General features: G+C 38.1%; 24 protein-coding genes and 1 riboswitch. Of the genes, 14 read left to right on the top strand and 10 right to left on the bottom strand.

From position 1 onward, the window contains the following. Positions 1–681: 681 nt before the first annotated feature. Genes trpX through ACYVQZ_RS02780 form a run of 3 tightly spaced genes read left to right on the top strand, consistent with a single transcriptional unit; the run spans position 682 to position 3,333 of the window. Positions 682–1,671 (top strand): tryptophan ABC transporter substrate-binding protein, encoded by a 990-nt coding sequence (gene trpX / locus ACYVQZ_RS02790; RefSeq protein ID WP_461239873.1) that lies wholly within the window; start codon positions 682–684, stop codon positions 1,669–1,671. Then, on the top strand, positions 1,671–2,570 hold the full coding sequence (locus ACYVQZ_RS02785; RefSeq protein ID WP_461239872.1) for an ABC transporter permease: 900 nt from the start codon (positions 1,671–1,673) through the stop codon (positions 2,568–2,570). Before trpX ends, ACYVQZ_RS02785 begins: the two co-directional genes overlap by 1 nt. Beyond that, a complete protein-coding gene (locus ACYVQZ_RS02780; RefSeq protein WP_461239871.1) occupies positions 2,563–3,333 on the top strand; it encodes an ABC transporter ATP-binding protein in 771 nt (256 codons plus the stop codon). Before ACYVQZ_RS02785 ends, ACYVQZ_RS02780 begins: the two co-directional genes overlap by 8 nt. Before the next feature lie 45 nt (positions 3,334–3,378). Here the strand turns inward: ACYVQZ_RS02780 and ACYVQZ_RS02775 are convergent, their stop codons facing one another. Further along, positions 3,379–4,245 carry an NAD(P)-dependent oxidoreductase gene (locus ACYVQZ_RS02775; RefSeq protein WP_461239870.1) on the bottom strand — a complete coding sequence of 289 codons (867 nt, stop codon included), beginning with the start codon at positions 4,243–4,245 and terminating at the stop codon, positions 3,379–3,381. Positions 4,246–4,336: 91 nt separating this feature from the next. Here ACYVQZ_RS02775 and ACYVQZ_RS02770 point away from each other — a divergent pair, with 91 nt between their 5' ends. Continuing rightward, positions 4,337–5,290, top strand: coding sequence for an aldo/keto reductase (locus tag ACYVQZ_RS02770; protein ID WP_461239869.1), 954 nt, complete (start codon positions 4,337–4,339; stop codon positions 5,288–5,290). A gap of 20 nt (positions 5,291–5,310) precedes the next feature. Here the strand turns inward: ACYVQZ_RS02770 and trxA are convergent, their stop codons facing one another. Genes trxA through ACYVQZ_RS02755 form a run of 3 tightly spaced genes read right to left on the bottom strand, consistent with a single transcriptional unit; the run spans position 5,311 to position 7,322 of the window. Next, entirely contained in the window at positions 5,311–5,640 is a 330-nt protein-coding gene (gene trxA / locus ACYVQZ_RS02765) for a thioredoxin (protein WP_461239868.1), read from the bottom strand. Then, the gene (locus ACYVQZ_RS02760) at positions 5,640–6,392 is read right to left on the bottom strand and encodes a TerC family protein (RefSeq protein ID WP_461239867.1); all 753 of its coding nucleotides are present in this window, start codon (positions 6,390–6,392) and stop codon (positions 5,640–5,642) included. Before ACYVQZ_RS02760 ends, trxA begins: the two co-directional genes overlap by 1 nt. A 12-nt stretch (positions 6,393–6,404) precedes the next feature. Continuing rightward, positions 6,405–7,322 (bottom strand): RluA family pseudouridine synthase, encoded by a 918-nt coding sequence (locus tag ACYVQZ_RS02755; protein WP_461239866.1) that lies wholly within the window; start codon positions 7,320–7,322, stop codon positions 6,405–6,407. Positions 7,323–7,352: 30 nt separating this feature from the next. Between ACYVQZ_RS02755 and ACYVQZ_RS02750 the strand changes: the two genes are divergently transcribed. Next, on the top strand, positions 7,353–8,294 hold the full coding sequence (locus ACYVQZ_RS02750) for a YdcF family protein (protein ID WP_461239865.1): 942 nt from the start codon (positions 7,353–7,355) through the stop codon (positions 8,292–8,294). Here the strand turns inward: ACYVQZ_RS02750 and ACYVQZ_RS02745 are convergent. After that, the gene (locus ACYVQZ_RS02745; RefSeq protein ID WP_461239864.1) at positions 8,278–9,255 is read right to left on the bottom strand and encodes a choloylglycine hydrolase family protein; all 978 of its coding nucleotides are present in this window, start codon (positions 9,253–9,255) and stop codon (positions 8,278–8,280) included. The genes ACYVQZ_RS02750 and ACYVQZ_RS02745 overlap by 17 nt on opposite strands. A 131-nt stretch (positions 9,256–9,386) precedes the next feature. Between ACYVQZ_RS02745 and ACYVQZ_RS02740 the strand changes: the two genes are divergently transcribed. Next, positions 9,387–10,304, top strand: a complete 918-nt coding sequence (locus ACYVQZ_RS02740) for a magnesium transporter CorA family protein (protein ID WP_461239863.1) — start codon at positions 9,387–9,389, stop codon at positions 10,302–10,304. Between the two features lie 51 nt (positions 10,305–10,355). Here ACYVQZ_RS02740 and ACYVQZ_RS02735 read toward each other — a convergent pair whose 3' ends face one another. The 3 genes from ACYVQZ_RS02735 to ACYVQZ_RS02725 form a co-directional block, all read right to left on the bottom strand. After that, a complete protein-coding gene (locus tag ACYVQZ_RS02735) occupies positions 10,356–11,420 on the bottom strand; it encodes an aspartate-semialdehyde dehydrogenase (protein WP_461239862.1) in 1,065 nt (354 codons plus the stop codon). Between the two features lie 67 nt (positions 11,421–11,487). Then, a complete protein-coding gene (locus ACYVQZ_RS02730) occupies positions 11,488–11,937 on the bottom strand; it encodes a MerR family transcriptional regulator (protein WP_461239861.1) in 450 nt (149 codons plus the stop codon). Positions 11,938–11,954: 17 nt separating this feature from the next. Continuing rightward, a complete protein-coding gene (locus tag ACYVQZ_RS02725; RefSeq protein ID WP_461239860.1) occupies positions 11,955–12,389 on the bottom strand; it encodes a GNAT family N-acetyltransferase in 435 nt (144 codons plus the stop codon). Positions 12,390–12,512: 123 nt separating this feature from the next. On the opposite strand from ACYVQZ_RS02725, the gene ACYVQZ_RS02720 reads away from it, so the two are divergent. Then, positions 12,513–13,403, top strand: a complete 891-nt coding sequence (locus ACYVQZ_RS02720; protein WP_461239859.1) for a VOC family protein — start codon at positions 12,513–12,515, stop codon at positions 13,401–13,403. On the opposite strand, the gene ACYVQZ_RS02715 is transcribed toward ACYVQZ_RS02720, so the two are convergent. Then, positions 13,400–14,062 (bottom strand): histidine phosphatase family protein, encoded by a 663-nt coding sequence (locus tag ACYVQZ_RS02715; protein WP_461239858.1) that lies wholly within the window; start codon positions 14,060–14,062, stop codon positions 13,400–13,402. The two genes, ACYVQZ_RS02720 and ACYVQZ_RS02715, sit on opposite strands and share 4 nt — an antisense overlap. Positions 14,063–14,260: 198 nt before the next feature. Between ACYVQZ_RS02715 and ACYVQZ_RS02710 the strand changes: the two genes are divergently transcribed. Both ACYVQZ_RS02710 and ACYVQZ_RS02705 read left to right on the top strand, forming a co-directional pair. Beyond that, positions 14,261–16,396 (top strand): LTA synthase family protein, encoded by a 2,136-nt coding sequence (locus ACYVQZ_RS02710; protein ID WP_461239857.1) that lies wholly within the window; start codon positions 14,261–14,263, stop codon positions 16,394–16,396. Between the two features lie 191 nt (positions 16,397–16,587). Continuing rightward, complete coding sequence (locus ACYVQZ_RS02705) at positions 16,588–17,250, top strand: phosphatase PAP2 family protein (protein WP_461239856.1); 663 nt, start codon at positions 16,588–16,590, stop codon at positions 17,248–17,250. A 48-nt stretch (positions 17,251–17,298) separates the two neighbouring features. Here ACYVQZ_RS02705 and ACYVQZ_RS02700 read toward each other — a convergent pair whose 3' ends face one another. After that, positions 17,299–18,303, bottom strand: a complete 1,005-nt coding sequence (locus tag ACYVQZ_RS02700) for an NAD(P)/FAD-dependent oxidoreductase (RefSeq protein ID WP_461239855.1) — start codon at positions 18,301–18,303, stop codon at positions 17,299–17,301. A gap of 170 nt (positions 18,304–18,473) precedes the next feature. On the opposite strand from ACYVQZ_RS02700, the gene ACYVQZ_RS02695 reads away from it, so the two are divergent. The 5 genes from ACYVQZ_RS02695 (at position 18,474) to ACYVQZ_RS02675 (ending at position 24,432) form a co-directional block, all read left to right on the top strand. Further along, positions 18,474–19,433: a nucleoside hydrolase gene (locus ACYVQZ_RS02695; RefSeq protein ID WP_461239854.1), complete on the top strand. Its 960-nt coding sequence runs from the start codon at positions 18,474–18,476 to the stop codon at positions 19,431–19,433. Between the two features lie 88 nt (positions 19,434–19,521). Further along, a riboswitch (TPP riboswitch) is annotated at positions 19,522–19,610 on the top strand. Between the two features lie 98 nt (positions 19,611–19,708). Continuing rightward, positions 19,709–20,275, top strand: coding sequence for an ECF transporter S component (locus tag ACYVQZ_RS02690; RefSeq protein ID WP_461239853.1), 567 nt, complete (start codon positions 19,709–19,711; stop codon positions 20,273–20,275). Between the two features lie 16 nt (positions 20,276–20,291). After that, a complete protein-coding gene (locus ACYVQZ_RS02685; protein ID WP_461239852.1) occupies positions 20,292–21,713 on the top strand; it encodes an ABC transporter ATP-binding protein in 1,422 nt (473 codons plus the stop codon). Beyond that, positions 21,710–22,363, top strand: coding sequence for an energy-coupling factor transporter transmembrane component T family protein (locus ACYVQZ_RS02680; RefSeq protein WP_461239851.1), 654 nt, complete (start codon positions 21,710–21,712; stop codon positions 22,361–22,363). Before ACYVQZ_RS02685 ends, ACYVQZ_RS02680 begins: the two co-directional genes overlap by 4 nt. A gap of 101 nt (positions 22,364–22,464) precedes the next feature. Then, on the top strand, positions 22,465–24,432 hold the full coding sequence (locus ACYVQZ_RS02675; protein ID WP_461239850.1) for a cation:proton antiporter: 1,968 nt from the start codon (positions 22,465–22,467) through the stop codon (positions 24,430–24,432).

Raw genomic sequence — 24,432 nt, 5'->3', positions numbered from 1 at the left:
GCGTGTTACCACCCTAATTTGTAGCATACTCACATATACTACCTTAGCAAGTACTGCACGGTTGCAATACTTCGATATTGTATGGGGTATCTTCCCCTAGTCTCTCAAATGAGACTAACGCTATGAATCATCTTTGACACTTAGGAAAATACATCTTCTCAACTACGATGCTTTCTGAAAATTTCGCTAAGTGCTACTCCATGGTTCAAGTGACACGTGCTTTCATCAAATTGTTGAGATTAGTATACAAACAATCAGAATAATTTGTCAACAACTTTTTCTCATTTTTTTTTAATTTAATTTAGTTAATCAACTCTGACCTTGCATTATCAAGGCATTTTTTCTAATTTTATTTTAATTAAAAATAAAATACTTGAATTTTTTATTGACAAATCAAATTACTTAACTCTATAATTTAGCATATTAAGACAACGTTAGGAGCAATCAGCAATGGCAACACAACCCTCACAACTGAATAATCGTTGGCAAAGCCGGTAACGGGTTGTAGTCTTTTGACAGATACAACCTGTGTTTCAGATTGTATCTGTGCTGGCTGCTTTTTTAATTAAGTCTGCATGGAGTGATATCATGCAGGCTTTTTCTTTTCCAGAGGCCTTCATGAAGTCCTCTGGTTTTTTGTTTTTGGCAATTATTTATTTCTTGAAAAGGTGGTTATATAGTATGAAACGAATATACACATTCATCGCAATTATTCTAGTATTTCTAGGCGTTGCCTACTTTAAGGAAGGTGGGTTCGCAACTTCGCAAAAAACGCCAACTGTTGGTATTTTAACGTTGATGCATCACCCCGCGTTAGACCAAATTCATAAAGGGGTTGTTGCAGGATTAAAACAAGAAGGCTTTTCTGGTAAGAAGGTTAAAATTGATTACCAAAATGCCCAAGGTGATCAAAGCAATTTGAAAACCATGAGTTCCAAATTGGTTAACGAACACAATGATGTGCTTGTTGGTATTACCACTCCCGCATCACAAGCTTTAGCCAACGCAACCAGCAAAATTCCAATTGTTTTAGGAGCTGTGACTGATCCACAAGATGCTGGTCTAGTGAAAAACAATAAACGTCCAGGTGGCAATATCACTGGTATTTCAGATCAAGCGCCACTACTCGAACAATTGAAATTGATCAAAGAATTTATGCCCCACATGAAAACATTAGGCATTATTTATACGTCCAGTGATAGCTCAGCGGTTGCTGAACATGCCTTATTCGTGAAATTATGTAAAAAAGAACACGTCAACGTTAAATCTTATTCCATTTCAAACAGCAATGATTTGAATCAGGTTTCCCAACAAATGATGACACAAGTTGATGCTGTGTTTGTCCCGACCGATAATACAATTGCCGGTGCCATGCAAACACTTGTTGCAAACGCCAATGCTGCTAAAAAGCCAATTTTTCCAACCGTTGACACAATGGTGAAAGATGGTGGCCTCGCAACCTACAGTATCAATCAGTATAAATTGGGTGTGCGTGGTGGCAAACTAGCCGGGCAAATCTTAAAAGGTGAAAAGAAAACAGCAACGACACCAATTAATTACATTCGCCACGGGGATGCCACAATTAACTTGAAACAAGCTAAAAAATTAGGCATTAAAGTGCCAGCTAAATTCTTACACGAAGCTAAAGAAAATGGGGAGGTGTATCGCTAATGGGTTTAATCGTATCTGCAATTGGACAAGGATTGTTATGGGCGATACTTGGATTAGGATTATTTTTAACATTTAGAATTTTGGACATTGCCGACATGACCGTTGAAGGCACCTTTCCACTGGGAGCTGCTACCGCTGTCACTGCAATTGTGCACGGCGTCTCGCCGCTCAATGCCACCATTCTCGCTTTTCTGGCGGGTATGGTTGCTGGTTTAATTACTGGTCTTCTATATACCAAGGGTAAGATTCCAATCTTACTGGCTGGAATTTTAACGATGACCGCAGCGTACTCAATTAATTTACGAATTATGGGTAAATCAAATACATCCCTACTTGGTCAAAAAACACTTTTAAAATCAAAGATGTTAGTTAACTTACCCACCTATTTTGATAGCGTGACGTTGGGAATGTTTGTGATTGTCATTATCACAGCCATTTTAATTTTCTTTTTACAAACTGATCTCGGTCAATCCTTTATTGCCACAGGTGATAACGAAAAAATGGCCAAATCATTAGGAATTCATACCGATAACATGAAAATCATGGGTTTGATGGTTTCTAATGGAATGGTCGGTGCATGCGGTGCTTTAGTCGCCCAAAGTAATGGCTATGCTGATATTAATATGGGGATTGGTACCATTGTCATTGCCCTCGCCTCCATCATTATTGGTGAAGTGGTCTTTGGCGAATTAACGCTCAACCAACGACTAGTTGCTGTGACTCTTGGTAGTATTATCTATCGTTTAATCTTACTTGCTGTACTCCAAATTGGTTTCTCAGCAAACGATTTGAACTTACTGTCATCAATCGTTCTCGCATTGTGCATGATGTTACCACAAATGCGTTCAGCCTTACATTTGGATCACGTTTTCAAAAAGGGGGTAAAGTCATATGACTAAACCAATCTTAGAGTTAAAAGATATTGTCACAGTCGTGAACGCAGGCACTGTGAATGAAACACAAATTTTAAAACACTTAAATCTGACCATTAATGAAGGTGACTTCATTACGATTGTTGGCTCTAATGGAGCTGGTAAATCGACCTTGTTTAACGTCATTGGTGGCAATTTAGCAGCTGATGAAGGTCAAATTTTATTGCATGGAAACGACATTACTCATTTGAGTGAAGAACAACGAACCACCTTTTTAAGTCGCGTATTCCAAGATCCAAAGCTTGGCACTGCACCACGAATGACAGTCGCTGAAAATCTTTTACTCGCCATGAAACGTGGCCAAAAGCGACGGTTAATTCCACGCCATTTGAATCAACACATGGATGAATTTACTAAATTGGCTGCCACTATGAATAATGGCTTAGAAGAACGAATGAACACAGCAACGGGCGATTTGTCTGGTGGACAACGCCAAGCACTCAGTTTCTTAATGGCGACGCTGAAACGACCAGATATGATTTTATTAGATGAACATACCGCAGCCCTTGATCCACGGACTAGCCAGGAATTGCTGCATGCGACGAATGAGCGTATCACGCAAGACAAACTCACCGCACTTATGATTACCCATCATTTAGAAGATGCGCTCACCTTTGGCAATCGACTCATTGTGTTAAATGATGGTCAAATTGTCGCCGATTATACCGGCGCCGAAAAACAAGCTTTAACCGCTGAAAAACTATACAGTTTTTTTGAACTAGTTGGTTAATATTAACCACACAAAAACAGCTACATCAACGGATGTAGCTGTTTTTTATTTTGACCACCATAATTTAACTAAAGCTTGGGTTCCATCGTCACCAAGATGTTTGTCATCAACCAACTGTTCATATAGTAGTTTAGCCTGTGTTGTAGCTGGCAGATCAAGTTTCATTTTTTCTGCCTCATCAAGGGCAATACGCAAATCCTTGAGAAAATGCTTAGCAAAAAAGCCTGGTGTATAATCATTTTTTAAAATGCGCGGCACATAGTTATCCATGCTCCAATTATCAGCTCCACCACTGCTCAGCGTTTGTAAAACAAGTCTTAAATCTAACTTAGCAGCCTTGGCATAAACTAGCATTTCAGTTAAGCCTGTCATCGTCCCCGCGATCATGATTTGATTGGCCATTTTAGCATGTTGGCCGCTTCCAAATGGACCAAAATAATTCATTTGTTGCCCAATTTGGCTAAAAAGTGGTTTTAATTGCTCATAGGCTTTCTGATGACCACCAACCATGATCGTCAATGTTGCATTTTTGGCCCCCACATCACCGCCGGAAACTGGTGCATCCAAAACTAACACATCTTGCTGTTCACCAGCCTCGCCAATTTGTTTAGCCAAGCTTGGTGTACTAGTGGTCATATCAACTAGGATTTGATGGCTAGTAACCGCAGAAAAAATACCCTGGTCGCCAAAATAAACTTCAGAAACATCCTGCGGATAGCCGACCATCGTCATCACCACTTCGACTTCTTTAGTTACCTGGGCCGGCGTATCAGCCCATTTTGCACCCTGATCAATCACTTTTTGTGCGTGGTCTTTGGTGCGATTATAAACAACAACCTCATTGTCTGCTTTAAGCAAATTGTTAACGATACCTGTGCCCATGACGCCTGTACCAATAAATCCGATTTTCATACGATCACCCCTTCATTTATGTCTTAATCCTATCAGTCCTGCACGAAAAATGCTAAACTAAACTTGAATTTACTTTTAGGAGGTTAAGATCTTGAAAAAAGTTAATCTTGGAAACAGTGGTTTAAATGCATCCCAAGTTGCACTTGGCGTCATGCGAATGGGATCTTTAAGTGTTGACGATGCAACAAAAGTCATTGAAACAACTTACGATAATGGCGTTAATTTTTACGACGCTGCCGATATTTATCAAAACGGAAAATCCGAAGAAACCTTTGGTGCCGCTATTAAACAAGCTTCGTTTAATCGTGATGACATTTACATTCAATCAAAGGGTGGGATCATTTTAGATCCTAAGCGCAGTACTGGTGATTTAGTTTTCGGTGCCCGCTATGATTTTTCCAAAGATCACTTAATTGAAGCCGTTGATGGTATTTTAAAACGCTTAGATATCGATTATCTTGATTCATTTCTACTTCATCGACCAGATCCACTGATGGATCCAGCAGAAATTGCCGACGCTTTTAATACCCTCCAAGCTAGTGGAAAGGTTAGACATTTTGGTGTTTCAAACTTTAATAGTAGTCAAATTAATCTGGTTCAAAATTATCTCAATCAAAAACTGATTGTCGATCAACTTCAATTTGGGGTCATGCATACCGGCATGATTGATAGTGGCATTCACGTCAACATGAGTGATCCAGATAGTATCGATCACGACGGCGGTTTACTTGAATATTTGCGTCTTCACCAAATGAACATTCAAGCATGGTCACCTTACCAATATGGCATGTTTGAAGGCCCATTTATCGATAATCCAAAGTTCCCTGAATTAAACGCTAAATTGCAAGAAATTGCTGATAAATATCACGTAACAAAAAATGCGATTGCGACTGCTTGGATTACACGTTTGCCTCACAACATTCAAGTTGTGTTAGGTTCAATGAATCCAACTCACTTAAAAGAAAGTATTGCTGGTGCTAGCATCACACTAGAAAAGCAAGAATGGTATGATATTTACTTTGCAGCCGGTCATACTTTACCTTAATCAAAAAAGAATCGTGAAAATCACGATTCTTTTTTTGTTTCACTAATTTTTTTCTCAAAATAATGTGCCAGTTTAGCTTTCGGATAAACACCCGTTACTTTTTCAGTGGCCGTTCCGTCTTTAAAAACAACTAAAGATGGAATACTCATCACTTTGTATTTCATGGCCAAATTTTGATCTTCATCAACGTTAAATTTAACAAACTTTATTTCATGGTATTCTTGTTCAAGTTGATCAAGAACTGGTTCAACCATTTTACATGGTGCACACCAAGGTGCCCAAAAGTCAACAATGACTATGGGTGCTGTGGTTAATTCTTGAAAATTTTCACTCGTTGCAACTTGCGCCATTATTTGACCTCCTTTTTGGCAATATTTCTTCTGATAAGATGGACAATCAAAGTGCCGATAAACATAATAATGATAAATAAACCAAACCAGTCCGTTGGAATTTCAATATCAATCATTGGGATGGTTAAAAATAACTTAACAGCAATCACTGCAATCAAAACGTAAGCCATCGGTTCCAATTCCGGAATTTTACGCATTAAATTCATAATGATTTCTGCAATCCCACGCATGCATAAAATACCAATCAGGCCCCCAATTAAAACAATCACTGGATTGGAAGAAATGGCTAATGACGCCAAGACAGAATCAACGGAAAAGACAATATCCATCACTTCAATTTGAATCACAACCGACCAAAATAAAGGTAAAATACGATGTTTGCGTTCCTTTGGTTCTTTACTAGGTTTTTTCCCAAATAACTTGTGATGAAAAAAGCGGTAAACCAAATACATTAAATATAGTGCCCCGATGACCTTGATTTCCCAAATGTGGATCAAATAGACGCCAATACCAATGATTAAAAAGCGAAAGAGGTAGGCACCCCAGAGACCATAAAATAACGATTTTTCTTGTTCTTTTAACGTGGGTAAGACACGGGTTTGTGCCGCTAAAACGATGGCATTATCAACGGACAACAAACATTCGATCATGACTAACGAAAAAATAATTAGCCAATCTTGTCCAGAGGAGATGACACTCGTCCAGTTATGCAGGTCAAAAAATGGACCATATAGTTTTTCTAAAAGTGCCAATCGATAATCTCCTTAATGACTTGATGATGGTGATAGTAGTTGATCCAAAGCTGTTTGAAAATAGTTTGGTACTGGTGCTGTTATTGTTAAGTGACTCATTTCAAATGGCAGTATTAATTTTAAATAACGACCGTGTAGCAACATCGGCGCTGCCCCTGTATCATTTCCATACAATGGATCATTCACAATTGGGCAGTCTAATGATTGTAAGTGCAGTCTAATTTGGTGGGTGCGCCCGGTCCCTAAAGTTAACTGAACTAATGAATAATCATCATTACTCGCTAATACTTCATAGTATGTTAATGCTTTTTGAGCATTTAATCCATTAATTTTTCTTTTGCGTTGATCATCAGGATTCTGGCCGATCGGCAAATCAATTTGACCTTGCTGCTTGGGTAATGCTCCATGCACAATGGCTAAATAAATTCGCTGAATGCTTTTTTGAGCAATCAATCGATCTAAAATAGGAACAACCACCGGATTTTTGGCAATCACAACTGCACCACTAGTTTGCTGATCAATTCGATGAACCATATATGGTTGGGTACCAGATTTTTTTAAATACGTAGCAACAAAATTCATTAACGTGCCTTTTTCAGCCGCCCAATTCGGATGAGATTTGATACCACTGGGTTTGTTAACAACTAGTAAATTGTCATTTTCAAACAAAACTTCCGGCACAACTGACGCATCTGTCACATAATTAGAAACTGCTGTTCTAAAATCACTTGCAACAAAATGTAGTTTAATTTCATCACCCAGATTTACCTCTGTGTTCATCGGTTGATAATGACCATTAACCAACACATCTTGTCTAATTCGTAAATAATGCACAATTCGCCGTGGAATTAACCAGTCAGTTTGCAATAACTGTCGTAAAGTGGTCTGATTTATATTAACATGTTGATTGATTACCCATTCGTTGTGCATCGCATGACTCCAAAATAAAGGACTGTTTTTTTGTTATTACTACTGTTGTTCATCTTTTTAATATTAGCACTAATTAAATCTTGGTTTCTTTGTGCCGGTTGGATTTCCACCATTTTGTGTGGTTATTTAATACTGCAATTAAATGATAAATTAATCCTTGTTTGGTTAATTGCATTAACAATTTGGTTAGTCTACTCACTTTACTATCTAATTTTTAAAGTTTCAAGACTGATCCGCAAACTGTCACTTTTATTAAAATCACTAATTGTTATCTGTGGTATTGCCATCTTAATTGGTATTCCATTAATCGTGGCCAATTTATTCTCAGTAAATGTTCCACTTTGGTTGAATTTGATAAGTATTATTGCCATTTTCTTACTAACTTCACTAACTTCCTATTACTTCAGCTTATTTTGGCACGGCATTTTAACAAAAAAATCCCAGCAATTAAAAACGATTGTCATTTTAGGAGCTGGCTTGACTCATCAGTCGCAAATTAGTCCAGAATTACAGCATCGATTAACGCTGGGATTGAAAATATATCGAATTCAAAAACAGGCCCCTACCATCATTATGTCTGGTGGACAAGGACCTGATGAAACTGTCAGTGAAGCAGCTGCCATGAAAGAATATGCGCTGAAACAAGGAATTGATTCACATTATATTTTTACGGAATCCCAGTCACGTAATACTTGGGAAAATCTCGCAAATGCACAACGCATCATTCGTCAACAACACCTAAAAATGCCCGTCGCCGTCATTTCGAACAATTACCACACGTTACGTATCTTGGCTTATGCGCGCAAACAGCACTTAACAATTACAGCTGTGGGTAGCCAATCAAACTGGCGCTTTTTTCCAACAGCCAGCATTCGCGAATGGATTGGTTTACTATCCTTCTATCGATACACAAATCTACTGATACTAATTGCCATGTTTCTAGGGTTAATCGTAATTAATTTAATTGGTTAACCCTTAACTCGTCTGGTACTTGATAAACTTTTGGTTCAGTCCAGGCTAACATTTCTGGTTTCAATTGCAATTTAGTAATTTCGCCTTGATTATAAGACTGAAAATAATAGCTTCTACTTTCTGCTACAGTGGCCGCACGATACACTGAAAATGTGTGCTGATGTTGAGAATTACGAGGCACACTAACGCTATTTAATAAATGCCAACTTGATACAATTGCGGCATCTTCATTTTGTGGTTGGTCTGCGCGTTCCTTTAAATAAGCTGCACGAATAAAACGTGCGCCAGGCGAATAAGAACCAGGTGGAATTGACTTACCAGATAAGTTCCCAGTTGAAACTTTAGCTGTATTCAATGGCACTTGCCCCTTTTCAAATGCAGGTGTAAATTGCATATACTTTTCTAACCGTCCAATTTGACGTTCAAAATTAGGGCTGTTGGTGACGATTCCTAGTGGGTTTTCAATTACTCTCATTGGTGTTTGAGTAGGTTCAATAACGACGATATCCCCAGTTGTATCAACTAGCGCAAAATGTAGTTCTGGTTCGCCGTATTTTGTCACGCTGTATTTATCAGACATGAGTTGCACTGTATCAATATGCTCACGAATATCAGCAACTGATTTGAAGTTACCTAACACCCAAAAAATAAATTCAAATGGTGCAATCTGAACCTTACTATCATCAATCTCATCATTTAATTGAGCGCCGTTAGCAAATGTTAATTTTTGCGCACAGAGCCCAAACTCGTTGACACCATCTGAAACATCAATTCGTTCACGGCGCAAATTTCCCCCACCAATTAACGCATATTTATTTTCAATTGTTCGATGACTAAATGATGTCTGCCATTGAAAATTTCTGGGCACAAACATTGGCGCGTTTTCAAGTGTTGGCCAGTCCATTGTACGCGATAAAACATGAACGCCATCTTTAGCAATTTGTAAAATACTTGTACACATGATGTTCTCCTATATTTTTAATTAACTTATATTGTACTAATAACCGACGTTAATTAACAAGATAAACACTTCTTTACAATTAAACTAAAGAAGTGTTTACTTAGTGTCAAAGAATACTAAGGAGTAGTCAAATGTTAGCCACAACCCCGTTGAGTCCGTCTTCAAAATGGATTAACGTTGAAAATCCAACCCCTGAAGAACAACGCCAACTCGTAACTGAATATGAAGTCACACAAGAAATGTTGGAATATGCCATTGACCCTGATGAACGAGCGCGAGTCGAAGTTGATCAAGATGCCAACATCATGCTATTGATCTTTGACGTTTTTTGCCCACCAATTAGTGATACGCGCCCGCAAACGGCACCGGTAAGTTTTATGTTTACCACGAATAACCTGATTTCTTTCACCAGTTCGCAGACAGCTTTTGTTGATGACGTGTTACTCAAGCAAATCAAAATATCTGCTAAGACACCAGCTGACACTAATCAACTTGATATTATTCTTCCTGTTTTGTATCACTTATCAACCGCCTACTTTGAGCCCATTCACCACGCAGACAAAAAACGGCAAGAAATTCAAACAGAACTTCAAAAAAAGACCAGTCGCAATGCTATTGATTCATTTGTGACGATTGAAACTGGTTTAGTTTATATTTTAACTTCTCTACGTGGCAATACTTCCTTGTTGTTAGAATTAAAGCGTCGCTCCAACCAGCTTTCAGCACAACAACAAGAAATTTTGGACGATGTCATTGTCGAGGCTCAGCAAGGACTAGAAATGGCCCAAATGACCTCGGATGTGATTGACCGTGTCTCTAATGCCTATTCTAAAGTCTTGGATAATGATTTAAATAATACGATGAAATTTTTGACGGTTTATTCAATTGTGTTAACCATTCCGTCAATTGTCTTTGGCTTCTTTGGTCAAAATGTTGCCATCCCGTTTGAGCATTCACCTATTGGCTGGGAATTAACCCTCATCGTCATGTTGATTTTAGCAGCAATAACCTCTTGGATGTTACTAAATAACCATTTCTGGAAAAAATAATACAAATTAAAAAGCAAAATCGTGATTTAACGATTTTGCTTTTTAATTTACTTACTTTGGAACACGTAATAAATCCATTTTGTCGAGATACTCAGCAATTTCGACCGAATTCCATGCGGCACCCTTTAATAAATTATCTGAAACATTCCAAAGATGGAATGCGCCTTTGTTTTCTTGGTCAGGACGAATGCGACCGATAAATGTTTCCTTCTTGCCCACCGCATTAATTGGTTGTGGGTAGATTTGATGATCAGGATCATCTTCTAAAACATCCCCGTCAAATTGACTGATGGCCTCTCGAATACCTGGCACATTAGCATCTTTATCTTGAACTTCAAAATAAACAGATTCACTATGCGCAATTGGCACTGGAACACGTGAACAAGTGGCAGTCACTTGAATATCTTCACTATTCATATCGCCATTGCACATAATCTTTTTGGTTTCATGAATCATTTTCCATTCTTCGTGTGTATACCCGTCTTCTTCGAAAACGTCAATTTGTGGTAACACATTGAATGCTTGTTGATAATGCTTTTTGTCACCCTTTACAGGCATAACTTCTGGTGTATATGACTTGCCATCAAGATAAGCGCGACTTTCATCCAGAGTTTCTTGAATCGCACGATTACCAGCACCACTAACTGCTTGCAAAGTGGTAACGACAACGCGTTTCAATCCATAACGTGCGCGAATTGGCTCTAAGGCCATCACCATTTGAATCGTTGAACAGTTAGGGTTGGCAATTAAGCCGTTATGATTTTTTAAAGCTTCCGGGTTAACCTCGGGCACCACTAATGGCACTTCTGGATCCATCCGAAATGCAGAAGTATTATCAACAACGACAGCGCCACGTTTAATGGCTTCTGGGGCAAATTTCTTAGAGACAGATCCACCAGCTGAAAATAAGGCTAAATCAATGCCTTCAAAAGAATCCGGAGTGGTTTCTTCAACTGTGATATCTTTGCCATTGTATTTGACTTTGGTGCCGGCAGAGTGTTTAGAAGCCAACATCTTAACAGATTTGACATTCAAGCTTGACTCTTCGACCATTTTAATCATGCGCGTACCAACCGCGCCAGTTGCACCAACAATAGCTACATTGTATTCACTCACAGTAAAAACCTCACTTTTTTTGAAATTGGTTTTAATTCTAGCACATTAAAAAACAATTAAAAAGTTTTTAATCTAAATTTTCGTTAAAATCGTCGATGACTTGGTAGTAGGCCCCTTCTTCATTTTGAAAGCCAAACAGTCGTTTTGTTTTAGCAGCATCAAAATATCCCAAATCGATAGCCTTTTGACCATTGATTTCTTTAACGCCTTGAAAGGATTTTTTGATGAACTGATGAACAAATTTGGCCTCATTTAAAGTATCCATACTTTTCTCGTAAGCTGCCTGTAAGGTATAACCGGTATCCAAAAAACGTTTCATTAACCGCACCTGGACATAAGTCACAAAGCTATAGACCCGGGGTCCCTTATTATTAACTCGTTCATTAGATTTGATAAATTTTTTTTGTTCCCAATAACGCAGCTGACGAGCAGAAACGTTAGCCATTTTACTAAGTTCACCAATGCGAAATTGCAGAAATTCAGTATCAATGAAATGTGCTGGATTTGGTAGTCCCATGATAATTCCCCTTGTGATTAATTTAAGTTCAGTGACATATGTTTATGTAAAATTCCGGCCTCTTCAAACGTCTCGCCTTGTATTTTAAATCCCAATTTTTCGTAAAACGGAATAGCAGTTAATTGGCCATCCAATATTAGCTTTTTAGCCAACTTATCTTGCTTAGCTAACGCAATAATATGTTCTAATAATTGCTTTGCATACCCATGGCCACGTGCTTGTTTTTGGGTGGCAACTCTTTGGATTTTCCAAGAATCAGCTTGTTTAAGGATTCGTAGAGTCGTCACCGGCACGTGACTGTCATACCCGACAAAATGGGTTGTTTTCGCTTCAAATGCGTCTTGTTCCAATTCTGCAGGGACATGCTGTTCTTTAATAAAGACAGCTTCTCTTATTTGAAAAGCGTCATGATAAATTTCGCTGTTAATGTTTGCTGTCTCCTTGATTTCCATCTAAGCACCTTCTGTCATTTTAAAAATATGATAGTGGTATTTTACCACCAAAAAACATTTTTCGTGCAACAAGTCGTCTGTTAAACTATACTACAGTTAAATTTATAGACTGGATGTGAAACTATGCAGATTCATCATATTTCGATGCTTGCGGCAGATGCACAAAAAAACTTTGATTTTTACACCAAAGTTTTAGGACTCCGTTTAGTTAAAAATACTGTTAATCAAGAAAATTTTAGTCTCCAACATTTATTTTATGGTGACTACACCGCTTCTCCCGGAAGCGTTTTAACCTTTTTTGTGGTCCCCTTTTTGGGCAAACGAACTGATGGCAACCACCATATTGATGGCGCATACCTTGGTATTCCCAAGGGGTCACTTGACTGGTGGGCTAACTGGTTAACCGATCATGATGTCGCTGTTCAACGAACCGATCAACAACTGATCTTTACAGATTCTGATCAGTTCAATCTTGTCATGCAAGAAACAGAACAATCACTTTCAGAGGCGCAAATTAATCCAGACTCACCTGTTCCAGCCAAAAATCAAATTGTCCATATTCTTGGTAATACGTGGGTAGTGCCTGATTTACCAGCAACTGAAGCTTTCTATCATGACTGGCTTGGTCTCACCGCCGACGCAAATCACCGTATTTCGTTAGCCACAGATCAATTTATTCAGTTACGTCAGACAGATCAACCAACGACACGTACTCGCTTTGGTCGCGGAAGTACTGATCATCTAGCATTAAGTGCTGAAAATGAAGACCAATTGCTCGATTATTGGGAATTAGCCAAAACACAAGGCTACCACCTTGAAATGTATCGCGATCGTTTTTGGTTTAAGAGTATCTACGTAAAAGATCCCGGGGATAATCGCCTTGAACTGGCAACCATGGGTCCTGGCTTTACGAGAGACGAGCCTTTAGATCAACTGGGCAAAAAAATCTCCTTGCCACCGTGGATTGAACCTAAACGGGCTGAAATTGAAGCTAAAATTCCAACATTTGATTAGTCAGTTTGATTATAATATTCGACTTCAATATTGTCTGATGTTAAGACAAGTTTAGTGACGCTGCCGTTGGCTGGTCGAACCGTCAAATCGTATTTGCCTTGACCATATTTTTCCATCATACTGAGCACCGTATTACCGTGACTGACTAATAATACATTATCATTATCTTTTAACTGGGGATTTGACCGAATAAGGTCAAATCCTTTTTCTAATCGCTGCCAATATTCTGCATCATTTTCCGCGTCATGAAACGGATCTGCTTCTTTTAAGAAGTCTTTTGCCTTAGCAATTGAGTATTTATTGACGATGTCTTTAAATGTTTTAAGACCATGTGGGGCTCCTGCCACATACCAAGTCTCATCCATATTGTTACCTTCATAGTAGCCGTAAAATTCTTCACGAAAATTCATTTTGACAATTGGTTGGGCTACTGAAGCGCTTTGATTAGCATCTAAAATCATCTGAGCAGTTTCCATCGCCCGCGTTGTATCGCTGCAATAAGCTGCATCAAAATGAAGCTTAGCTAGCCGTTCACCGGCTTTTTTAGCATCATCGATTCCTTTTTGAGTTAAAGGTGAATTGCTCCAACCTTGTAATTTGTTATAAATGTTGTAATACGTTTGCCCATGACGCACCATATAAATATTTAATTTTGTCATATTATCGACTCCTTTTTATAATGAGAGATAACCTTTAGCTATTTTTGATTATAAACTATTCAAGTTCTGATTGTTTAACATTTAATTATTCTTGGTTGAAGTTCAATCAAAAACCAATAATTATGATAGAATATTGATATTTGAAACTACATAGATGATTTTTAAATTTGATTTTTATCCAGACTGTGAGGAACCACTATGAAAAGACTTAGCGCAATGATGAATACTAGAATGGGATTATTTACCGTTTTGGTGTTTTTATTTTGGCTAAAAACTATTTTTGCTTATTTTATGGATTTTCGCCTGGGCGTAACGAGTTTCTTTCAATACGTTATTTTATTCATTAATCCATTGGCAACCACGATTTTTTTGCTTGGTATCGCTTTTTATTTTAAAAGATCGCGCTTTTTTTACCCCGTTTTAGGGGGCCTTTACATTGGTAATACTGTTTTACTCTATTTAAATGTAATTTACTTTCGTGAATTTACTGATTTTATGACTGTTGCCACTATGTCTGGTTATTCGAAAGTTAATCAAGGTTTGAGTGGTAGTTCGTGGGCCTTGACAAATTTTCATGATGCGTTTTTCTGGATAGATATTGTTGTCATCGCGTTACTGATGCTGTTTCGCAAAATAAAATTCGATCCACGCGGTATCAATCATCGCATGGCCTTTTCCATCACTTCATTAGCGGTCGTCTTATTCGGTGTTAACTTATCACTAGGTGAAATGGACCGACCACAACTGCTAACTAGAACCTTTGATCGAACCTATATTGTTAAGTATTTAGGCTTGGATTCTTTTACAGTCTATGATGCCATCAAATCACAACATACAGATAATTTACGGGCAACAGCTACTAAATCCGAACTGAAATCGGTTAAAAAGTTTACCGATAAACATTATGCTAAACCTAATAAGAGTATGTATGGAATTGCGAAAGGCCGAAATGTCTTTGTAATCCATCTTGAAAGTTTCCAACAATTTTTAATTGATAAAAAGATTAATGGCCAAGAGGTAACACCATTTTTAAATTCAATTTATCATGGATCAAACACGTATGCTTTTAGCAACTTCTTTCATCAAGTTGGCCAGGGAAAAACGAGTGACGCTGAAAATATGCTGGAAACCAGTACTTATGGTCTTTCCCAAGGATCATTGTTTGCCACTCTTGGTAATGATAATACGTTCCAAGCTGCCCCTGCCATTTTGAATCAGCGGGCCGGTTATTCGAGTGCGGTTTTCCATGGCAATGTTGCCAGTTTCTGGAACCGTAATAATGTCTATAAAAATTTAGGTTATCAATATTTCTTTGATGCCAGTTACTACGATACTTCTGGAGATAAATCAACAGGTTATGGTTTAAAAGATAAACTTCTGTTCAACGATTCCATCAAATATTTACAAAGATTGCAACAGCCGTTTTATGCCAAATACATCACCGTTACTAATCATTTCCCGTATGATCTTGATGAAGAAGATGCGGATCCTAATTTCAAAACTGTCGATACCGGCACCCAAAGTGTTGATAACTATTTCTTGACTGCCCACTATTTGGATCAGTCTCTGCAAGAATTCTTTGACTACTTGAAAAAAGCCGGATTATACGATAATTCAATGTTTGTCATTTATGGCGATCACTATGGTATTTCCGATTCTGAAAATCCAAAATTAGCTTCTGTATTGGGTAAATCTGCTGATACATGGACTGATTATGATGATGCTCAATTACAACGAGTACCATTAATGTTCTTGATTCCAAATTCTGGTAATCACGGTGGTATTTCTAAAACTTACGGTGGTGAAATTGATGTCTTACCAACCTTAATGCACTTATTGGGAATTAGTTCTAAACGCTACATTCAATTTGGTACTGATCTGTTCTCCAGCCAACACGATCAGGTAGTGGCTTTTAGAAATCGTGATTTTGTCACACCAGATTACACTAGCATTTCCGACGTGATTTACAGCAATAAAACTGGTAAAAAAATCACACCAACTGGTAAGATTAAAAAACAAATTGCTGCGGATAACAAAAAGGTTGCCACCGAATTGGATCTTTCGGATTCACTTAACACCAAAAATCTGTTGCGTTTCTATCACCCTAAAGGATTTAAAAAAGTTGACCCAAGCAAGTACAACTACGCTAATGGCCTTGATCAGGCAATTGATATTGAAAAACAATTGAAGGGTAAATCAACCAGCTTATATTCGAAGAAGGGTAATAAGAGCACTGAAAATGATTATTCAACAGACGCACCAGAACTTGATCATTCGAAGACGGACTCTAACCGCATTAAGATCACCAATCCTGATGAGAATAACAAGAATTAAATTTTATACTCGTTTTAAAAACCGTTCGCGATTCGAACGGTTTTTTTGTTGTCAATTACCATTATACTTGCTGAAGCACTAGTAAATAAAATTTTAAATTTCTCCATTATTTCAGCCAGCTTATTTTCATTTGAATATGAATATGCAATAATAATCCTATTATTCAAAAATTATTAAAAGAGGATCCAAACATGTATATCGTACCTAGTCGCGATCGGTTGCTCAATATTATTACGGCCGTGTTAATTTTAATTATTATGATGTCCCTCATTCTCACTAATTCGCCAATCTTTTCATTATTTGATTCCTTATTGCAGGATTTTGTCACCGGTCTTAGCTTTAATCACCCGCTGCTGAATACCCTTGTCTCGTTTCTAGTTAATCCTGTTTTAGTTGGTTTCTACATCCTAGTTCTCTGGTTTTTATTATGGGGTTTCAAACATAAAATTATTGCGTTTTGGTGTTTATGTACCTACTTTTCTGGCGAAATTGTTGGTTTAATTATGCGAAAAATTGTTAATCGGGCTCAACCATTAAGTCATACTGGTGCCGCCCATGCCTCCTTTCCAAGCCATCACGTTTTTGCCTTGTCCTTACTTGTGATTTTAATCTACGTTGCGGCCATGCCTTACGTAGAAAATCGACTTAAACGCTGGGTAATTGTTGGCCTAATGTGGCTTCTGGTTATTTTTGTTACTATTGCACAAATACAGTTAAAACGAGCATACCCACTTGATGCGGTTGGTAGTATTTTACTAGCTTATATGTGGGTAGAGTGTTTTGAATGGATTTACCTCACATTCTTCAACAAATTGCAAAACACACGTGTTTTTTCTCATTCTGATTTCAATTAAGCAAAAAAACTGCCGTTCAATTGAACAGCAGTTTTTATTTATGAATTATTATTTTTCATTTTTGAGTTTTAGTGATGTACTGCGAACTGGCGCCCGTTTACCAGGATACAGTTCATCAACCACTGAACTAACCGCTGTCGGGGCTTCACCAAATGCGGAAGCAATTAATTTCACTTTACCCGTAAAACTAATCCCATCACCAATCGCATAAACGCCCTTAACACTCGTTTCCATTTTAGAATCGACCACAATGTCATGGCGATTTTCTTCAAAATCGAGTGACCAAGCTGTTAAAGCTTTATTGTTTGAGGTGAATCCATAATTAACAATCACAGAATCCACCGTTAAAGTCTTCTCCTCATCTTCGGAGCGCACCTTTTTCAAGGTTAAATCTAATTGACCGGATTGATTTTTTTGCATTGCTTTTAGCAAATACGGCACTTCTAATTCGACACTTGATTGCTGCAATAGTGACACACTATGCTCGAGCGCCCGAAAGTTTTCACGTCTGTGCATCAAATGAACTTTTTTAGCAATTGGTTCAAGCATGAGCGCAATGTCGATAGCAGAATCGCCACCCCCGGCAATTAAAACTTCTTGATCTTTAAAATCTGCCTTGTGATTGACGGTATAAAATAGCGAACTATTCTCAAATTGTTCTGCCCCTTCAACCGACAATTTTCTCGGGGTAAATGCGCCATTTCCCAATGCAATGATAATTTTTTTACTGTATGACACACGTTCTTTAGTCGTAATTTTAAAACCATCATCTATTTTTTCAACGTCATCAACTGTTTGGTTTAAAAACAGATCAATTGGGGCTTCTGCCATTTGTTGTTCAAGCTGTTCAGTCAATTGTTGTCCTGTAATACCCGGAATTCCTGCAATATCTAAAATACGTTTTTCTGGGTACAGTGCATTCACTTGCCCACCGAGCTGTGGCAAACTTTCAATTAATTGGGCCTTTAATTCTCGTAACCCAGCATAAAATCCAGCAAACATCCCCGCTGGGCCTCCACCAATAATGGTCACATCATACATTTCTTTAGCCATTTTCTAATTCCTTTCGTCAAAATCGATTGCATTTATCTTACAATAATTTAGTTCAAAGTGACAAATATTCTTTTTTCACTAAATTAATTGTTAGGGTTTGTCTTTTACGATTGAGTCCGCTATCATTAGAAGTGTGATAAGGCTTTCAAACAATTATTGGAGGTAATTTAATGGCTACAAAGAAAATGATTCTCGATTTGGATACTGGTGTTGATGATGCGTTAGCAATTGCTTATGCACTAACAGCTCCCGACGTTGATTTAATTGGTATTGCTAGCTCATATGGTAACTGCCTAGTTGAACAATCGGCTGAAAACAGTCTTAAATTGTTAGAACTACTTGGTGCGACAGATGTTCCTGTCTTCATCGGCCACAGTCATTCAAGTACAACTGATCATTTTGATGTTATGCAAGTAAGTAAAGACATCCATGGAAATAACGGAATTGGTGAAGTTGAGCTACCAAAAGCAAAACGGCCAGTTGAATCACAAAATGCCGTTGATTTCATCATCGAAGCAGCTCACAAGTATGCTGAAAATCTCATCATTGTACCAACTGGTCCAATGACAAACCTCGATGATGCGTTGACAAAAGACCCAGAAATTGCTGATTTAATCGGTAATGTAACCTTTATGGGTGGGGCATTAACTGTTGAAGGAAATGTCACTCCTTATACCGAAGCAAATATCAACCAAGATCCACAAGCTGCTGATCGGGTAATGCGCAGTAATTTGAAGATTACAATGGTTGGTTTGGATGTTACACTCCGTACTTTGTTAACTAAGGCTGAAACTTCAGTATGGCGTAACTTAGCTACTGATGCTGGTAAAAACTATGCAGATATTACTGATTTTTACATTGATGCCTACTATAACCTCGATATTGATAAAACAGGTTGTGCGCTTCATGATCCATTAGCAGTTGGTGTTGCACTTGATCCATCATTTGTTCAAACAATTGATATGAACATGAAGGTCACATCCGACGAAAATGATTACGGACGCACAATTGGTGATAACGCACGATTGAACGATCCAACTACCAACGTTAAAGTTGCTGTCAACGTTGATAAAGATCGTTATCTCATGGTCTTCATGAATTACTTAACCAATCTTTTCAAAAACCATTAATACGACAAGATTCGAGCCTTGATGCTCGAATCTTTTTTATTGAGCATGTTGCTTTTTTGAGCAAAATAATTTATATTAACAGTGAATCATATTACATCTGGGGTGCCGTTTGGCTGAGATACACCCATTGAACCTGATCTGGTTAGTACCAGCGAAGGGAGATCGTAAGGGATTATTATGTTGAAATAATAATTGAAAGCGTCTCTTCGCCATGAAGAGATGCTTTTTTACTTCAGAAAGTAATGTGATAATTCAACTATTTGGAGGAATGTCACATGGCAAAACGAAACAAATGGCAAGTTAGAGACATTATCTTACTTGCTTTAATCGGTATCGCTTTTGGAGCAATTTTTATGGGTACAAATTTTATTTATGATGCCCTAACTGTGTTCCTGACACCGTTAGGCTACGCACCAATGGCAAATGACATTATGATGGGCCTGTGGATTATGGCTGGTCCATTAGCTGCTTTTTTGTTACGGATTCCGGGTGCTGGGTTCTTAGGCGAATTCCTAGCGGCTGTCGGTGAAATGTTTTTTGGCGGTCAATGGGGTGCTTCAACCTTAATTTCTGGTGCGGTTCAAGGAATTGCCGCAGAACTCGGTTTTACGTTTACCGGATATAAAGTTTATAATTGGTTTTCAATCAGTCTTTCAACTCTGTTTTTGACAATCATCACATTTGCCTGGGATATGGCACGTAATGGTTATGCTAAATTTAGTTTTTCATTATTAATCACGTTATTTATCGTTCGTTTAATTTCCATTTTTATTTTTGGTGGTGTTCTCGTCAAGTTAATCACCAATCTATTACAAAGAAGTCGCGTTTTAAGTCGACAATAAGGAGCAGTTAGTTACTATGGCCACCATTAAAATCGAACACTTAACATTTCAATATCAGTCACCAAAATCGATTTTAAATGATGTCTCGATTGAATTCCCGCAAGCTAAATTTTCATTGCTTGTTGGTCCTTCTGGCAGTGGTAAATCAACGCTTCTAAAAATCTTAACCGGCCTATTACCTGAATTTGGTGGTACCATTCAAAACGGTACCATGAGTATTTTTGGTCAACCATTGGCTGATGCGCTTAAGACCCATCAACTTGCCTTGATGTTTCAAAATCCAAATCAGCAATTTACGATGGATACGCCCAAAAATGAATTGATCTTTGCTTTAGAAAATTTACAAACTGATCCAGCCCAAATGGATGAAAAAATTGACCATGCACTCGCATTTTGTGAAATTGAACAGTTGAAGGATCGTCAGTTGCTGAGTTTATCTGGCGGCGAAAAACAAAAAGTTGCCTTGGCTTTAATCGTTGCCATGGATTGCCCAGTTATCTTACTTGATGAACCTTTTGCCAGTGTTGATCCAGTTGCGAGAGAATCTTTACTACAAAAGTTGGCCATTTTACGCGATCAATATCAAAAAACCATCATCATTGCTGATCACGATTTACACGGTTATGATGCTTATATTGATCATGTCTATCAATTGGATGAAACAGACGCAAAAATTACACAACTCTCATCTTCACAATCAAACACACTTTTTCAACATTTTGCGCAATCACAGCAAGATATTCAATTGTCTTTACCTGATTTAGATAATGAACAAATTGCGTTGAAACTGACAAATTTTAGTCTCATGCGTCAAGACCAACAGTTGTTATCAGCAGAAAACTTTGCTTTTTTTAAAAATAAAATCACACTGATTACGGGCGCCAACGGTATTGGTAAATCAACCTTGTTTTATGCGCTAACAAAGCTCATGCCTTATCAGGGAACCATTTTACTAAATGGTGATCAAAATATTCACCAGATTAGGGCCAAACAGTATGCGCGCCAGGTGGGTCTAATTTTCCAAGACGCCCAAGATCAATTTTTGAAAATTACTGTTCAAGAAGAACTGGACCTTAGTATGCAACAACTTCATTCTTCATTTTTCACCACCACATCATTAGCCACAATTTTGGACCAACTTGAACTGACACAGCATTTAGATCAGGTTGTCTATTCACTTAGCGAGGGCCAGAAAAAGAAACTACAAATCTTATTAATGTTAATCAGTGGCCAACCTATCTTGTTATTGGACGAACCTTTAAAGGGACTAGATCTTGAATCCGTGCAGATCATTTTACAATTAATTCTGCAGGTTCGGAAAGCAACTGAACAAACAATTATTTTAATCAGTCACCAAATGACAGGCCTAGCAGGCTTTATTGACTATCATGTCGTTTTTGAAAATCAGCAATTACGTTATCAGGAGTCGTTATCATGAATCCAAGTTTAAAACTACTATTGATTTTATTAATATCGCTGGAGATTTCCTTTACCGCCAGTTTAAGCGCCAACTTGATTTTAATTATCATCAGTCTTGGGTATTTACTTATCAAAAAACCAGTTTTCAAAACGATTGCTTTACTCCTACTTGTCCCTGCACTTCCTGCAATTGCCCTGTTTATCACAATTTATTACTTTAGCCCTGGACATGATTTACATTTCGCCCTAGTTTTACTCACACGGATGTATGTTTATGTCTTGGTAGGCGCAACCTTTACAGTGACGACTAAACCGTTAGCATTGGCATTGTCACTCGAGCAAAATTGGCATTTACCCGCCAAATTTTCATATGGCACGTTAGCGGCGTTTAACATGGTGCCAAAAATTCGCATTGCTGTGACGACGATTCAAAAAGCCGCGTTAATGCGCGGAGTTCGTTTGGGTTTTTGGTCACCGCAACTTTACTTCAAGGCGATATTGGTTGCCTTACATTGGTCGGAAAACTTGGCTCAAGCCATGATTTCACATGGTTTTGTGGAAGATCAACCTCGGAGTTTTTATCGTAAAATACCGTTAACCTCCGGTGACTGGCTTTTGTTTACTATTCCATTAATTGTAGTGCAACTGCCAATTTGGTTATTAAAATAATTAATCGCCCCGTTCAATAATGAACGGGGCGATTTATTTTGTGGGTAACGACCGGAAATAGTGTACAATAGACGACAAATAACAACGATGGAGCACTGCAAATGACAACCCTTTTTTCAATCATTTTATTACTAATTGCCGTGGTGGCAGCTAATATTTTCTACTTAGTATGGCCCAAAATACCATTATCACTGTATCAACTTGTTGCTGGTTTAGTATTGTCACTTGATCCGCAATACAGTCATTTTACCTTTGAACCAGAAATTTTTATGATTGCCATCATTGCTCCGCTAATGTTTAACGATGGGCAAAATCAAGCCTTCAAAAGTATTACCAAACACTTCAATACCACTCTATCATTAGCGGTGACCTTGTCTGTCATTACCGTTGGTTTAGTCGGCATCTTGGCACATACTGTCTGGCCATTTTTAGCGTTACCAGTTGCATTTATGTTAGGTGCCATCGTGACACCAACCGATTCAGTCGCCGTATCTTCAATTACAAAAGATATCGTTTTACCTGACGATGTCAATGGGGCACTGGAACATGAATCTTTGTTTAACGATGCTTCTGGAATTGTGCTGTTTAATTTAGCATTGAGTGCCTTCATGTCAGGAAATTTTTCACTAACCTCTGGTATTTTATCATTTGTTAAAGTCTTTTTTGGTGGCATCATTTTTGGCTTAATTGTGGGCATGTTAATTATTAAATTGCGCATGACCCTGACGCAAAGTCATGCGGATATTAGTGCGATTGTTGTTCCCATTAATGTCATGACGCCAGTGGCCGTTTATTGGTTTGCGGAACGATTTGGTCTTTCTGGTATTTTGGCAGTTGTGGCAACTGGATTAGTGCACAGTATCTTACATGACCGTCTTCGTCTGACTTCAACCAAACTACAGATTGTTACTTCTACGACTTGGACAATTTTATCTGATATTTTAAATGGCTTTGTATTTGTCCTGTTAGGTGCCACATTACCAACTGTTCTTTCAGACATCAACGTGCCAGAAATTGGGACTAGCTTTCTAATTGCCCTCTTTTTATACGTGTTACTATTTGTCCTTCGCTATTTGTGGATTCGCTTGAATCTAGCACCATTACACCGGCACCACAAAAACACATCACAACAAGCCTGGCAAATTGCGATTAGCGGCATTCACGGTACAATGACACTTGCGATGGCGTTTTCCATTCCAACAGTGATTAATGGTGTTCCATTTGCACTGCGTAAACAATTAATCTTTATTGCGGCGTTGGTGATTTTAATTAGTTTGTTAGTACCAACCATCCTGCTACCACTGTTATTGCCAAAGAAACAAAGAAGTTATACGCCTGAACAATTTGACACTCATATCAGTGACATGGTCTACTATGCCATTAATTTGCTGCGGCAAAACAATCAAGACTCGCGTGAACTACAATTGGTCGTTAACACTTTAACCAGTCAGGCAGGAGCCAGTCATCAAATTAACCGCAAGACATATATTGCGCTCACTGAAAAAACACAAGAAATAGAACAAGATTACATTACCGCTTTGAATGAACAAGGTGACGTTTCAGATGATGCCTTGAAACTATATGATCGCTTTTTACAACGCTCCTCTGCACAGCACAGTTGGCGCAACTTCTTCAAAATTTTCATCCACCGTTTCAAACTTAAATTTAGCAAAAAAGCTTATCAGCGGAATATGGCAATGCGACAAAAAATCGAGCAAACACCAGCCCTGAAACAAAAATGGCAAGATCGTCAGCAGGCAACCTTGCAAATTTTAAATGGTGCTAAAGATGAAGTAATTCAATATTTAGATACAATTGAGACCCAAGATAACATGGCTGAAGTTAATCTTTTGCGCCAAGGTTATCAACAACGAACAAAACACTTTGAACAACGCGAAACATATTCCAGTGATGTCACGAATGCTTTATTTATTCAAGCATTTCAAAGCGAATACACTTATGTGCAACAACAAGTCGCCGCTGGCAGCATCGTGCAAGAGTTAGCCAATCAACTTAATGAACAGGTTTCTGTTGATCAAATGGCCTACATGCAAGAAATGATGGACTAG

The organism is Paucilactobacillus salsurae (assembly GCF_054784995.1).
The sequence above is the reverse complement of the archived record's forward strand: the minus strand, read 5'-3'. Positions and strand labels throughout refer to the sequence as shown.